The following is a 13,185-nucleotide window of genomic DNA, read 5'->3' as shown; positions in this document are numbered from 1 at the left end:
GCGGGCACAAACGCGCCATCCCGTACCAAGCCTGCCACTGTGGCGGGCATGCCTGCATGTATCGACCTCCGCAAAGCCCATCTGCACCGCCAGCATGGCGACCTGCTTGCCGTCTACACCTGGATCAACGGTGAGCGCTGCCTTGTCCTGATCCCTGCGTTCCGGCCCAAAGCGTCGTGGTACGTGGTGATGGAGTCCGCGGCTTACCAATACGACGATCCGGCCTATCTCGCGCGCCAGTGCGTCAAGGCGTGCGAGGTGTTGGGCATTGAGCCCACTTGCGCGAACTGGGTGCGCGTCGCCACCATCGTCAACGAGGGTCTGCCGGACCTGTACCGCATGCCTTCGGAGCCCGTGCGCGAATCCAAGGGCAAGGAATTCGGCGAACTCAAGGTCATGGCGGACGGCAAGCAGATCGCGGCCGAAGCCCTGACCATCGAGGACAAGGGGGCGGAGTATGTCCCTGCTTGAGCCGCGCATCCGTCGCAACGTCGCACCGGGCGAGAACGTCATCAACGAGGAAGCCGAGAGCTTCGAGGTTGTCGACGTGACGCCACCGCATCCGCTGGACAGCGAGAAGTCGCGCAACGTGCTCAAGCAGTGCCTGTCCTGGTACTACCGCGAGCGCGAGATTCAGGCGGAGAACCGGCTGGACATGTCGGTGGATGCGGACTTCTACGACAACGAGCAATGGGATCCGGCAGACGCGGCGCTGCTGGAGGAGCGCGGCCAGACGCCACTGGTGTTCAACGAGGTCGCGCCCATGGTGGATTGGTTGATTGGCACCGAGCGACGGGCTCGCGTGGATTGGCGCGTGCTGCCGCGCACCGAGGACGATGTGGACATGGCCGACGTGAAAACGAAGGTCATGAAGTTCGTTACGGACGTGAACCGATCGCAGTTCAATCGCTCGCGCGCGTTCGATGATGCGGTTAAGGTGGGCGTTGGCTGGGTCGATTCCGGCGTGCGCAATGACCCGACCAAGGACATCATCTACGACAAGTACGAGGACTGGCGCAACGTCATCTGGGATTCCTTCGCGATGGAGATGGATCTCGCGGATGCGCGCTACCTGTTCCGCACGCGTTGGGTGGATGAGGACGTGGCACTCGCCATGTACCCCGGCCGCGCCGATGTTCTGCGCCGCTCGATCCAGCATGACAACGAGTATTCGTCTCAGCAGTGGGCCGAGGACGAGTTCTACTACCAAGGCTATTCCAGCTCCACGCACTCCAGCACCAGCTACGTAACTGGCGGGCGCGGCAACGTCGACAGCGAGCCGCGCAAGCGCATCCGCCTGATCGAGTGTCAGTTCCGCATGCCGGTGTCGGTCAAGGTGGTGACGGAAGGTCCGTTCAAGGGTGCGTTCCTCGAATCATGGGACAGCGCTTTGATGCAGGCAGTGGGGCAGGTCGGCGGGGCCATTGTGGATCGCTTGGTGATGCGCATGCACGTCGCTGTCATGACCGAGTCGCACCTGCTTGCACTCGGCCCCATGCCGATGCGGCACAACAGCTTCAGCCTGACGCCGGTCTGGTGCTACCGCCGTGGGCGCGATCGCATGCCCTATGGCGTGATCCGCCGCGTGCGTGATCTCCAGAAGGATCTGAACAAGCGTGCATCCAAGGCGCTGTTTCTGCTGTCCACGAACCAGATTTTTGCGGAAGAGGGGTCTGTCAAGGACATCAACGCGGCGCGCGAGGAGGTCAACCAACCCGATGGGACGGTGCTCTACAAGGCGGGCAAGAAGTTCGAGGTGCATCGCGACAGCGAGATGGCGGCCGGGCAAGTGCAGATGATGACGCTAGACGCCCAGGCGATCCAGAAGAACGCCGGTATCAGCAACGAGAACCTTGGCCGCCAGACCAATGCTAGTTCGGGCGAAGCCATCAAGGCGCGCCAGATGCAGGGCTCCGTTGTCACCACACAGCCATTCGACAACCTACGCTTCGCGGTCCAGTCGCAGGGCGAGAAGCTGCTCAGCCTCATCGAGCAGTGGTACACGGAAGAAAAGGTGATCCGCCTGTCAGGCCACAAGGGCGCACTGGAGTGGGTGAAGATCAATCAGCCCGAGGTGCAGCCCGACGGCTCGGTGCGCTACATCAACGACATCACCGCTTCACTGGCTGACTTCGTGGTGAGCGAGCAGGACTACTCGGGCACGCTGCGCCAGGTGATGTTCGAGGCCATGAACCAGCTCGCCGGCCGACTGCCGGCCGACGTGGCGCTGCGCATCATGACGCTGGCCATGGATTTCTCGGACCTGCCCAACAACGATCTGATCGCCGACGAGCTGCGCAAGCTCACTGGCGAGCGCGATCCGAACAAGCCGCTCACACCCGAGGAGCAGCAGCAGATGCAGCAGCAAATGCAGGCACAGGCCGAGGCGCTGCAGATGCAGCAGGAGAGCGCCAAGCAGGCGTTGGCCGAACAGGTGGCGAAGGTGCGCGAGATCAATGCCAAGGCGGCGAAGCTCGAAGCTGAAGCGGAAAGCGTTGCAGCCGGTGGCGATCAGGCCCGCGCGCAGCAGATGCAAGGCGCTGCCGCTACGGTGCGCCGCGATGCCGACATGGAGTTGGACCGCGTGCAGCGTCAGCTTTCCAAAGCGCAGGCGGATCTTGCGAACAAGACGCTGGCCGTGAAGAGCGACGCCGATGTGCGCCTGCAGGTCGCGCGCATCGATGCCGACAGCCGCGAGCGCGTGGCAGAGATCCAAGCCCAGAGCCGCGAGCGCTTGGCAGCCATGAACCAAGCACTAGCCCAGTTCGGCAATGACCAATCCCCAGAACAGAAACCCGGAGAAGCTGAATGAACCTTTCCCGAATGCTGACCATCGCGGGCGTGCCCGCTACCTTGCATGCCGAGGTCATCGACTGCATCGACTTTGCCGATGAGCAGTCGGACGGGCTGCTGCTGGCCAAGCTGAAGATCCGTCTGCTGCGTGCGGGCAAGATTGCCAAGGCGATGAGCTGGGAGCACAACCGGCTGATCGAAGCGCGGCCCGACTGGGCAGATTGCGACATCGCGCCGATGCTGAACATCACAGCGAATGGTGACAACGGGCCATGGGTGGATACCCCCCAAGGTGGTCGACCAGTGGAGGCATTCTGGCTGAACCCTGATCCGGCCAGCGAAGAATATGCGCAGGCCGTGGCCGCGTGCTATTGGTGCAAGGGGGCACATCCCCGCAGCGAAAAGGCGCGCAAGGCTTGGTATCGCCGCAACGGTGGTGAATACCTCGCGTGGCGTCGCGGCATTCTGGTGGGCGGCGCGAGCGGCTTCCAGAAGTGGCAGGGCAGCGAAGGCAAGCTCTCTGTCACGGTGGTGCGCTCGGGCGGCGCGTGGCTTGTGAAGGTCACTCGCAAGCTGGTCGGCAAGCTCAGCCTCAAGACCCGCGTGGGCTTCGAGGTGGACAACGTTTTCAGCGGGCCGCTGGCTCCGCAGATGTGGTATCCGATCCCGGGCCACGATCTGCGCGCCCCAGTGACTTGGTCTGTGCTGCCTGCGTGGGGTGACCAATGATGCAGGACGATTTCGGGAACCTTGTTCCCAGTGGAAAAACTGCATCCTTGAACGAGCGTCTGATCGCGGGTGATGAGCGCATGAACCGCATCGAGGGCAGCGTTGCGGCACTCAGTGAGGAGATGGCCGAGAACACCAAGGCGACGCGCGAAGTCGCAGACAGCACCAAGGATCTGGTGGAGTTCTTCCAGGCGATGAAGGGTGCCTTCAAGGTTCTCAATTGGCTGGGCAAGATTGCAAAGCCTGCCGGGTACATCGTGGCCTTGGGCACTGCCGTCGCGGGCTTTTGGTCTGCTCTCAAGGGGGGCAAGCTGTGAAAGAAGCCCTTCGGAAATTGTTGATCAAAGCAGGTGCTGGCGGCGGCGCGATTGCGATTGCCATGACGTTGGGCGCTTGGTATGAAGGCGACGGCCCGACCGTGCGACAGCCTGACGGATCCGTCATGTACAGGCCATATCTCGACACGGGCGGCATCTGGACCGCCTGCCGCGGCGTCACTGGGCGGTGGGTGGTTCCGGGCAAGCTGTACACCCGTGGTGAGTGTGATGTGCTTGAGCGCGAGCACTATGCCGTTGCTCTGGCCAGCGCGCGGCGTCTGTTCCCAGCATTCGACACCTACAACCGCTGGATTCAGGCAGCGCTGATCGACTGGCTCTACAACCTCGGCGAGAACCCCGCGACGGTCAATTCGACACTGCGCGCGAAGTTCAATCGCGGCGACATCGATGGCGGCTGCCGCGAGCTGACCAAGTGGGTCAAGGGTCGTATGAACGGTCAACTGGTCACGCTGAACGGGCTGGTGGACCGGCGCGAGACCACGCAGGAGCTTTGCCTGAGTTGGGGACGCGGGGAGGGCGACCAGTGAATACCATCTTCATTGCGATGTGGTGGTACTGGTGGCGGGGCATGTGATGTTCACGCAAGCCAAACTCATCATCACCGCTGTCGTGCTGGCCGCACTCATTGGCCTTGGCACCTGGTGGCATCTCTCTCGCGTGCACGCCGCCGAGAAAGCCGTGCATGCGCACTACGCCGTTGTGCTGAGCGAGATCCGCGAGAAGACCGCCGCGGCCGTTACCGCTTTCCGCGCCACTGAAACCGCGTGGCGTTCCGCAATCGATAAGGAGGCCGCCAATGGCCAAGCCCGCATTGACCTTGCGCGTCACGATGCTGCTGGTGCTCGCACTGAGCGCGACCGCCTGCTCGCCGACGTTGCCCGTTATCGCACCGCCGCCCGAACCGCCCAGCATTCCAGCGCTCCCACCGCAGGCCCGACAACCGGCGACGCCCTCGATCTGTTCGCCGACCTGTTCAGCAGGGCTGACGCGCGAGCGGGCGAACTGGCGGAGTTCGCTGATGCCGCCCATGCCGCAGGACTCACCTGCGAGCGTTCCTTCGACGCGCTGAGCCGTACCAAGCCTGCCACTGTGCAAGCTCCACAATCAAACCAATAGGTGCACACATGTCCGATTCCATTGAGCAAGAAATCCAATCCAAGGCCAGCAGCGCACCGCGCGTGACGCCTGCTGATATCGAGGACGAGATCACCAGCGAGTTCTATTTCACCGCCGCCGATGGCGTGATTGGAGCCAGCGGTCACCGTCTGAACAGCGTGCGAGCCGGGACGGCGCTCAACCTGCTCACTTTCTGTGTGCTAGTGCTGCGCAACGGCTTCACTGTTACCGGCGAGAGCGCTTGCGTCAGCACAGAAAACTTCAACGCCGAGATCGGCCGCGCTGTTGCCCGTGAAAACGCCATCAACCAGATCTGGCCGCTGCTGGGCTTTCGCTTGCGCGACCAGCTTGCACGCCCCGTGCTGACCGAGGCAGACGCTGCCGCCGATCTGGCTGGAACGCCGCGCCCTGGGCAAGCCACCGCCTGAATCACGTTATCAATAGGAGCACACAACCATGAGCATTTCCGACGAAGACCGCGAGCGTCTGCTGAGCCCTGAAGAGATCGAGGCCATGGCCGACGATGACTACGATGCGGACGAAGACAATGCCGCAGCGTTGGCTGAGATCGGTCGCGGCAAGATCGATGAAGATGAGCAGGATGATGACGACGACTCCGACAAGGAAATCGAAAAGGGCGCGAAGTCCGAGAAGACCGAAGTCGACAAGGACGATGGCAAGGCGTCTGACGTTGACGCGGAAAAGGACGACGAGCCGGGCGACGCCGAGAAGGCAGACACCGCAGCGCCTGCTCCCGCGCCTGCGGCTGCGCAATCTGCCTACAAGTCCGAACTGCCAGCCGACTACGACGAGCAGATCAAGGCCAACCGTTCCGCGCGCACCGACCTGCGCAAGAAGCTCAACGAAGGCGAGATCGATGCCGACGAGTTCGACGCGAAGCTGACCGAGCTGGAAGACCAGCGTGACGAACTCTCGCGTCAGAAGACGCGTGCCGAGATCGCGACCGAGATGCAGGCGCAGGCCCAGCAGAACGAATGGTCGAACACGATCAACTCCTTCATCGGCGACGCCGCGAGCAAGCCGGAGCTGGGCATTGTGGATTACCGCAAGGATCTGGAAAAGCAGGCTGATCTGGACACGTTCGTCAAGGCACTGGCCGCTGTGCCCGCCAATGCCGACAAGCCTTCACGCTGGTTCCTCGAGGAAGCGCACAAGCGCGTCGTGGCACTGCACAGCATTCCGACGAGCAAGAAGCCTGCGGACAGCGGCAAGCGCAAGGTGGATGCCAGCGAGGTCGTGACGACTCTCGCCGATGTGCCGGGTGGTGTCGGTGACACCGATCCCATTGGTGACGAGTTCGCGGAGCTCGACAAGTTGATCGGCCCCGAGTACGAGCGCGAACTGGCCAAGCTCTCGCCCGAAAAGCGTCTGCAGTACCAGATGTCTGCCTGATGCCAGGAGCCACGATGTCAAACACGCCACCCGTTCGCCGCAACTTCATCGAGCTGCGCACGGGTGACGTGCTGGAGGTTGCCGGTGTGCGCATCCAGATGGAATACAAGAAAGGGCAGGTCGCGCGGATGGTGGTGTCTGCAGCGCCTGACACACCAATCAAAAAAGTTGCTGCCGTGGCGCGGCCCGTACCAAGCCTGCCATCGTGAAGGCTCTTTCTAACTGATATTCGTTTTTCAACCGGGGCGCTGGAGTGCTCGCTACCACACTAGGAGCAATCCATGGGTAAAACCGTTGTGGGCGTGAACAGCCCCCGCGCCGTCAAGCGCTTCTCTGGCGAACTGGCCCTCGACGCCAGCCAAGCTTCGTACTTTGGCCGCCGCTTCACTGCTGTCGGCCAAGGCGCGAAAACTCCCATTCAACTGCTGACCGATCTGGAATCCGAAGCCGGTGACCTGATCAGCTACGACCTGCTGGCCGAACTGCGCATGGCACCAGTCGAAGGCGATGACACGCTGGAAGGCAAGGAAGAAGCGCAGAAGTTCTACACGGACGAGCTGTACATCGACCAAGCGCGCGGTGGTGTGAATACCGGTGGCCGCATGTCGCGCAAGCGCACGCTGCACGATCTTCGTGTGCGCGCCAAGCAGCAGCAAGCAAGCTGGTGGGGCCGCTTTCAGGATGAACTCACGTTCACCTACTTCGGTGGCTCGCGCGGCATCAACGCCAACTTCATCTTGCCACTGGGCTATCAAGGCCGTGCCAAGAATGCGCTGACCGCACCGACAGCCAATCAACATATGTTCGGCGGCGATGCCACGTCGACGGCCAACATCGATGTCAGCGACAAGATGACTCTCAAGCTGATCGGCGATGCCAAGACCCGTGCGGACACTCAGGGCGGTGGTGCCACCGATGTGCCGGTGATCCAGCCTTGCGTGGTGGACGGCGAAGAAGTGTTCGTGCTGGTGATGCACACCTGGCAGGAAGACGATCTGCGCAATGACGTTTCCACGGGCGCGTGGATGGATCTGCAGAAGGCCGCTGCTGCATCGCTGGGTGCCAAGTCGCCGCTGTTCAAGTCGGCGCTGGGCATGCATCGCGGTGTGGTGCTGCACTCGCACCGCAATGTGATTCGTCACAACACCCACGGCGCGGGCCAGAACGTGGAAACCGCGCGTGCCTTGTTCATGGGCGCGCAGGCGGGCGTGATGGCCTTCGGTTCGCCGGGCACGGGTATGCGCTACGGCTGGCACGAGGAAACCGCTGATCGCGGCAACCAAGTGATCATCACCACATCCTCGATCTTCGGTCTGAAGAAGTCCGTGTTCGAGATGGGCGGTGTGCCGCAGGACCACGGCCTGTACGCGCTCGATACTGCCGCAGCTTCGCGCTGAGCCACGCGGTCAACCCACTTTCCATTGAAGGAGTCAGAACATGGCTTTCAAACAAACGAGTGCGGTGGCTGCTGGCCACCAGAACCCGCTCACTCCCGGCGGTCCCGAACTGGTCCGCTCCCGCTTTGGCCAGTCGATTGCTGTGACGGATCACGTCGTGGGCACGAAGGGCGTTATCGGCGTTCTGCCTGCTGGCACGTTGCCCGCGCATCTGTACATCCGTGTGCCGACTGCTCTGGGCGCGGGCTTCAAGGCCTCGCTCGGTCTGGCCGATGTCAATGGCGACATCAGCACCGCAGCCGATGACGGCGGTGGTGCATGGGTGACGGACGACACCACGGGCGTCGCCGGGGGCTACATCCAAGTGGTGCCAGCAGCATTCGCCAAGGTCGTACCCACCGATGAAGACCGCGCGCTGGTGCTGAAGATCACCGCTGCTGGTACAGCCGCTGGCCTGTTCTCCGTGGATCTGGTCTACGCGAACGCCTGACGCGAACACATCGCTCGCAGTTGTGTGCGGCCCTGAGCGAGGGCATTTCCCCCGGCGTCATGCGTCGGGGGCTTTTTGAAACTCTGGAGAACAAAAATGGAACTCTTTTCTTCGCTGCCCGCACGCAAGGACGGCACTCTCAAGGTCACCGCCAAGTCCGGCAACTCCTACGTCTTCACGGGCTCGCCGCTGCGCTGCGAGGTGGACGATGAAGGCGATGTGGAATACCTGCAGTTGCTGGGCTTCATGGATGCCGAGGAATTCGAAGCCGAGGCAAAATTCAACAAGATGGCCGCCGCTCGCGAGCAGCGCCGTGTTGCTGCAGGGCTGTCGTCTGCTGGCCGTCAGGCGACGGATGACGACGGCGACGGCGATACTGGTCTGGACTCTGGCGACGGCGCACCCGTGGAAAGCGGCACCACACCTACCGGCCGCGTGCGCAAGGCCACGAAGGCTTCGGTCGTCCAGTCGTAAGGTGATCTGCTCATGGCCTCGTGGGATAACTGGATGCCCGAGCTGGTGCTGGCTGCGCCCGATGCGCCGGTGCCGCTCATCCATATGTGCCTGAACCGCGCCGCGCGCACCTTCACGCGCGAGACGCGGGCTTGGCAGGAATGGCTGGAGCCCACCGAGGTCACGGGCGAGGCCTTCAAGGAATACTCGTTCGAATTGCCGCAGGGCTCCGAGCTGCTGCGCATCGAGCGGGCATCTTTGAACGGCCGCGACATCGAGATCGCCCGCGCTCGCGACATGTCGGCGGATCCATGGAAGCATTCGCGAGGTGGCTGCACCTATCTGGTGTCGCCCGACCTGCGCACGTTCACCGTGGGCTCGCCATCGGTCGGGGCGCTGCAGGTCTATGCATCGGTGTTGCCCACCGTGCGCGCCACATCGATCCCCGATTCCGTGGGCACGCTGTATCACGAGGCCATCCGCGAGGGCGCGAAGGTCGAACTGCTCAACACGCGTGGGACCGACTACTACGCACCGGATCAGGCGGCTGTGTCCTTGGCGTTCTTTCGTCAGGCCATTGACAGCGCGATGACCGACGTTTGGCAATCCAACACGCCAAACGGCGGAAGGGGCAGGGTGCGCTGGTGCTGACGGTCCCTCAACTCATTGACGACGCGGCCCGCGAGCTGCAGGACCCGACGCATGTGCGCTGGACGCGGTCTGAGCTGCTGGATTATTTCAACGCTGCCCAGCGCAAGTTCGCTGAGCACCGCCCCGACCAGTTGGCGCAGGAGCGCGAACTGACGCTGGATGATGGCTGGCGCCACGAGCTGCCCGCCGACGTGCTGCTGCTCATCGACATCACCAACAATGCGAACACAGCGCAGAAGCGCATCACCAAGACCAACCTCTGGGTGCTCGATGCTGTCAGCGGCGCGTGGCGTGGCATGGCCGGTGCGCGCGAAGTCATCCACTTCATGCACGACATGCGGATGCCGCGCGAGTTTCTGGTGTATCCGCCCGTGATCGCAGGCGTGAAGATCCGCGCCATGGTCGAGCCTGCTGTGGTCGATCTGCTGGATGAGGCCGGAACGCCGTTCGTGCCGGCGCAGTGGATGGATGCGTTGCGTCACTTCATGCTGTTCCGAGCATGGTCGAAGGATGCGGAGTTCGGCGGCAATGCCAACGTCGCTGCCGCGCACCTGCAACTGTTCAACGACGCGTTGGGTGTGCAGGCGAAAGCATCCAACGAAATGGCCCCGGCGTCGTAACAAGCCTGCCATTGTTCATGTCGAAACCTTTGCTGTAACCGGGGCGCTGGAGTGCTCATCCTCTTGAGGAGCACCCATGTCCGGCTTTTCTACTTCGCTGGCCAACGCCATCATCAACGCGACCTTGCGCGGTCAGGCCTTTCCGGCGCTGCGCACACCGTACTTCGCGCTGTTCACCTCTGATCCAACCGACGCATTCACTGCTGGCACGGAAGTCAATGCGGTGTGGTATCAGCGCGTGCCGACCGGCGCATTCGCCGCGCCGAACAACGGTGCCAGCTACAACAGCGTGCGAGCGGAGTTCCCGCCTGTCATTGGTGCTCAGGTCACTGTGACACATCTAGGCATTGTGGAGGGTGGCTCTGCCGCTGATCCGACCGCCACCCTGATGTATTCGGAGCCGCTGCCCTCGTCGCGCACCTTGCAGATCAACGACGTGTTCGTGGTGGACAGCCAGCAGTTGACCGGCGACTTTACGCTGGCGCTCCTGTAATCGCTGGGCGAACATGAATCGCGGGCAGCTCAACGGCTTTGCGCTCAATGGCCAGGTGGCAGATCCTGTCGTTCGCGTTCGCGTGAGCGCCAAAGGGTATGCCGTCGGCCGAGCGCAAGGGCGTGTGCTGGCCTATGCGGTCGTCGCGGCGAAAGCTCGGGCCAAGCAGTCGGGAGCTATTGGGCGGGTCGAGGCGAATCTCTCGGTCGAAGCGCGGGCACGCGCCGCGGCTCTCGGGATCTTGGGAAAGGTCGACATTCACGGCGTGCTGCAAGCCACCGGCCGGGCCATCATCAAAGTCACCTTGCCGCCTGTCTATGGTCGTGTGCGATCCAAGCCCAAGGCGCAGATTGATGTTGCGGCTCATGCGATGGTCCGCTCGTCGTTGGTGTCATCGGGGAAGGCGAAGGCATCCTCCACTGCCCGCTTGCTGCGGCGAGGGCCGGTGTCGGCCAAGCCCGCCGCATCTGTGCACGCGGATGGTCAGATCTATATCCGCCGATGGTTGCGCTCGCCTGCGATTTCCAATGGCGTCGCTTTCATCGTCAGCAACTCGCGAGTCGAGGCGCGTCTTGCCTCGCTCACGCAGTCCAAGGCCGTTGCGGTGGTCAATGCGCACGCGATGCGTCGCAGTCCGATTGGCGCGCAAGGAGTGGCGGTAATCGAGATCGATTTCGAGATTCACAAACGACTGCCATTCGATGAGCAGGCTCCCGAGTACCGCACGTTCATTGTGCCGGCCGGTCAGTTCTCTTTCACCGTGACGGAGTAAGTCATGAGCATTCTTGGAACCGTCACCCAGCAGCCTGCCGACGTGCAGGACTACGACATCGAATTCAACGAGTGGTTTCCGCCTGGCGACGAGATCATCGATTGCCATATCGCGGCACTGCCGTCGATGCCCATGCCGCCCAGCTATGCCATCTCTGGCCAGCGTGTGAAAGTCTGGGTCTACGCAGGCGGCACCAATGGGGTGAACTATCAAATTACCGTTCGGCCCACCACGAATGACGGTCGCGTCAAAGAGGTGGAGCTGAAGGTGCGCATCAAGGAGGTTTGAGGTGTCGCAGCTCTTTCTCAACAACTTTCAGACCAGTCTCATTGCCAACGTCAAGTCGGCTCCGGAGACCGCAAGCCCAGCCGTCGAGTTGGACTATGGGGTGCTTCGCGTATCCGACGGGGCGGCCGGGGTGCTGCTCAATCCGGGGGCGGGCGGCTGGTACATCGTCACGGCGTTCAAGCGTACCGGCACGCTCGAGCATTCGCACGAAATCATGCGAGTCACGACGGTTGACAACTCAGTCGTGGGCGAATGCCGCCTGACGGTGTTGCGCGGGCGAGAGGGCACCGTTCCCACGTCCTTCAGCGCGGGCGACATGATCGAGCTTCGCCTCACGGCTGGAGCGATGAGCGAGTTTGCCCAAAGCACTGATCCTCGTCTGGGCGATGACCGGGTGCCGAAAGGTCCGGCCGGTGGCGTGCTCTCCGGGTCTTATCCCAATCCTGCATTTGCCCAGGCTATGGCGACGGCGGTTGATCTCAATGGGAAGGTGGACAAGGTCGCAGGCAAAGGGCTTTCTGCGAACGACTTCGACAACGCAGCGATGGTGAAGCTGGTGGGCATCGAAGAGCAAGCAACGAAGAACGCGTTGGATACGCAGCTCCGGGATCGCGCAACGCACACAGGCGCTCAGCCTATTTCCTCGGTGACAGGTTTGCAGGCATCCCTCGATGCCAAGGTCGTTGCTGTCGCGGGCAAGGGCCTTTCCACCGAAGACTACACGACAGCCGAGAAGTCCAAGCTCAGCGGCGTTGCCGCTGGCGCAACGGCGAACGCCACCGATGCACAGTTGCGTGACCGCTCGACACACACGGGAACTCAGGCGATCAGCACGATCGTGAACCTGCAGACTTCACTGGACTCCAAGCAGCCCACCCTTGTCTCCGGAACGAACATCAAAACAGTGAACGGCGGGAGCATCGTTGGCGCGGGTGATCTGGTGATCAGCGCCAGTGACCCCAATGCGGTGAAGCTCACGGGGGATCAGTCGATCTCCGGCACCAAGGTCTTCACCGCTGGTGTGCGAGTCTCGCCACAGAATCGCTTGCGCGTTGGCGGGAATGTCTACAGCGCATCGCTGAATACGGGCAACAGGAATTGGAATGTTGCTTGTGTCTTCGGAGCGTCGAACGTGCCGTTGTACTCGCACTTCATTCTGTCCTGCCCGTCTCGCCACTACGCGGTGGAAGTTCTGTTCAGCAAGTCCACCGCCGGTGCCGTGAATACGACGGCAAGAATTCGCGTGCTCGGCGCGTACAGCTATTACGGTTTTTACCCCGTGCGCTTCCGTGTCGTGGACCTAGGCACCAATGGGGCATCCAGTCTTGACTTTTGCTTCGCGGGGACCTCTGCGTCCACCGAGGGCTACGAGTTGATCGCTCTGGAAGACTACATCGCCGCAGACCGCAGCGTCCCGTCAACCGATGCGCTCATTTCCTACCCATTCGTGGCTGGCGGCGCATTTGCCACTGGGTACACGACAAATAACGCATTGACTGTCGGGACGGGGTCGCAGATCACATTCATCGAGGCCACGATCAGCGTCGGACAACCGTATGCGTACGTCATGGGCGTGGACGGATCGATTGGAAACACGTCCATGGAATCCAATAGCACAACGACGGGGTAAAC

General features: G+C 62.3%; 18 protein-coding genes. All 18 read left to right on the top strand.

Going from position 1 to position 13,185, the window contains the following annotated elements; translation table 11 throughout:
* Positions 1–48: 48 nt before the first annotated feature.
* The 18 genes from G7048_RS03560 (at position 49) to G7048_RS03480 (ending at position 13,183) form a co-directional block, all read left to right on the top strand.
* Positions 49–471, top strand: coding sequence for a hypothetical protein (locus tag G7048_RS03560; RefSeq protein ID WP_166066828.1), 423 nt, complete (start codon positions 49–51; stop codon positions 469–471).
* Positions 458–2,812 carry a hypothetical protein gene (locus G7048_RS03555; protein ID WP_166066827.1) on the top strand — a complete coding sequence of 785 codons (2,355 nt, stop codon included), beginning with the start codon at positions 458–460 and terminating at the stop codon, positions 2,810–2,812. Before G7048_RS03560 ends, G7048_RS03555 begins: the two co-directional genes overlap by 14 nt.
* Positions 2,809–3,522 (top strand): hypothetical protein, encoded by a 714-nt coding sequence (locus G7048_RS03550; protein WP_166066826.1) that lies wholly within the window; start codon positions 2,809–2,811, stop codon positions 3,520–3,522. The genes G7048_RS03555 and G7048_RS03550 overlap by 4 nt, the downstream gene beginning before the upstream one ends.
* Positions 3,519–3,839 (top strand): hypothetical protein, encoded by a 321-nt coding sequence (locus G7048_RS03545; protein WP_240933154.1) that lies wholly within the window; start codon positions 3,519–3,521, stop codon positions 3,837–3,839. Before G7048_RS03550 ends, G7048_RS03545 begins: the two co-directional genes overlap by 4 nt.
* Before the next feature lie 17 nt (positions 3,840–3,856).
* A complete protein-coding gene (locus G7048_RS03540) occupies positions 3,857–4,387 on the top strand; it encodes a glycoside hydrolase family protein (RefSeq protein ID WP_240933153.1) in 531 nt (176 codons plus the stop codon).
* 46 nt (positions 4,388–4,433) lie between these two features.
* Positions 4,434–4,976 (top strand): DUF2514 family protein, encoded by a 543-nt coding sequence (locus tag G7048_RS03535; protein WP_166066824.1) that lies wholly within the window; start codon positions 4,434–4,436, stop codon positions 4,974–4,976.
* An 8-nt stretch (positions 4,977–4,984) separates the two neighbouring features.
* Positions 4,985–5,404 (top strand): Gp49 family protein, encoded by a 420-nt coding sequence (locus G7048_RS03530; protein ID WP_166066823.1) that lies wholly within the window; start codon positions 4,985–4,987, stop codon positions 5,402–5,404.
* Between the two features lie 28 nt (positions 5,405–5,432).
* Entirely contained in the window at positions 5,433–6,389 is a 957-nt protein-coding gene (locus G7048_RS03525) for a hypothetical protein (protein WP_166066822.1), read from the top strand.
* Between the two features lie 14 nt (positions 6,390–6,403).
* Positions 6,404–6,598: a hypothetical protein gene (locus G7048_RS03520; protein WP_166066821.1), complete on the top strand. Its 195-nt coding sequence runs from the start codon at positions 6,404–6,406 to the stop codon at positions 6,596–6,598.
* A 72-nt stretch (positions 6,599–6,670) separates the two neighbouring features.
* The gene (locus G7048_RS03515) at positions 6,671–7,786 is read left to right on the top strand and encodes a N4-gp56 family major capsid protein (RefSeq protein ID WP_166066820.1); all 1,116 of its coding nucleotides are present in this window, start codon (positions 6,671–6,673) and stop codon (positions 7,784–7,786) included.
* A gap of 40 nt (positions 7,787–7,826) precedes the next feature.
* The gene (locus G7048_RS03510; protein WP_166066819.1) at positions 7,827–8,276 is read left to right on the top strand and encodes a hypothetical protein; all 450 of its coding nucleotides are present in this window, start codon (positions 7,827–7,829) and stop codon (positions 8,274–8,276) included.
* A gap of 96 nt (positions 8,277–8,372) precedes the next feature.
* The gene (locus G7048_RS03505; RefSeq protein WP_166066818.1) at positions 8,373–8,750 is read left to right on the top strand and encodes a hypothetical protein; all 378 of its coding nucleotides are present in this window, start codon (positions 8,373–8,375) and stop codon (positions 8,748–8,750) included.
* A 12-nt stretch (positions 8,751–8,762) separates the two neighbouring features.
* The gene (locus tag G7048_RS03500) at positions 8,763–9,380 is read left to right on the top strand and encodes a hypothetical protein (protein WP_166066817.1); all 618 of its coding nucleotides are present in this window, start codon (positions 8,763–8,765) and stop codon (positions 9,378–9,380) included.
* Positions 9,374–10,000 carry a DUF6682 family protein gene (locus G7048_RS03495; protein WP_240933152.1) on the top strand — a complete coding sequence of 209 codons (627 nt, stop codon included), beginning with the start codon at positions 9,374–9,376 and terminating at the stop codon, positions 9,998–10,000. The genes G7048_RS03500 and G7048_RS03495 overlap by 7 nt, the downstream gene beginning before the upstream one ends.
* 76 nt (positions 10,001–10,076) lie before the next feature.
* Positions 10,077–10,493 (top strand): hypothetical protein, encoded by a 417-nt coding sequence (locus G7048_RS03490; RefSeq protein ID WP_166066816.1) that lies wholly within the window; start codon positions 10,077–10,079, stop codon positions 10,491–10,493.
* 13 nt (positions 10,494–10,506) lie between these two features.
* Positions 10,507–11,265 (top strand): hypothetical protein, encoded by a 759-nt coding sequence (locus G7048_RS03485; RefSeq protein ID WP_240933151.1) that lies wholly within the window; start codon positions 10,507–10,509, stop codon positions 11,263–11,265.
* A 3-nt stretch (positions 11,266–11,268) separates the two neighbouring features.
* Complete coding sequence (locus G7048_RS28400; protein WP_240933150.1) at positions 11,269–11,553, top strand: hypothetical protein; 285 nt, start codon at positions 11,269–11,271, stop codon at positions 11,551–11,553.
* Between the two features lies 1 nt (position 11,554).
* On the top strand, positions 11,555–13,183 hold the full coding sequence (locus G7048_RS03480; RefSeq protein WP_166066175.1) for a hypothetical protein: 1,629 nt from the start codon (positions 11,555–11,557) through the stop codon (positions 13,181–13,183).
* The last annotated feature ends 2 nt before the right edge of the window (positions 13,184–13,185 follow it).

Origin of the sequence: Diaphorobacter sp. HDW4B (genome assembly GCF_011305535.1) — a bacterium.
Taxonomy (GTDB): Bacteria; Pseudomonadota; Gammaproteobacteria; order Burkholderiales; family Burkholderiaceae_C; genus Diaphorobacter_A.
This window is presented reverse-complemented; position numbering and strand designations above follow the sequence as displayed.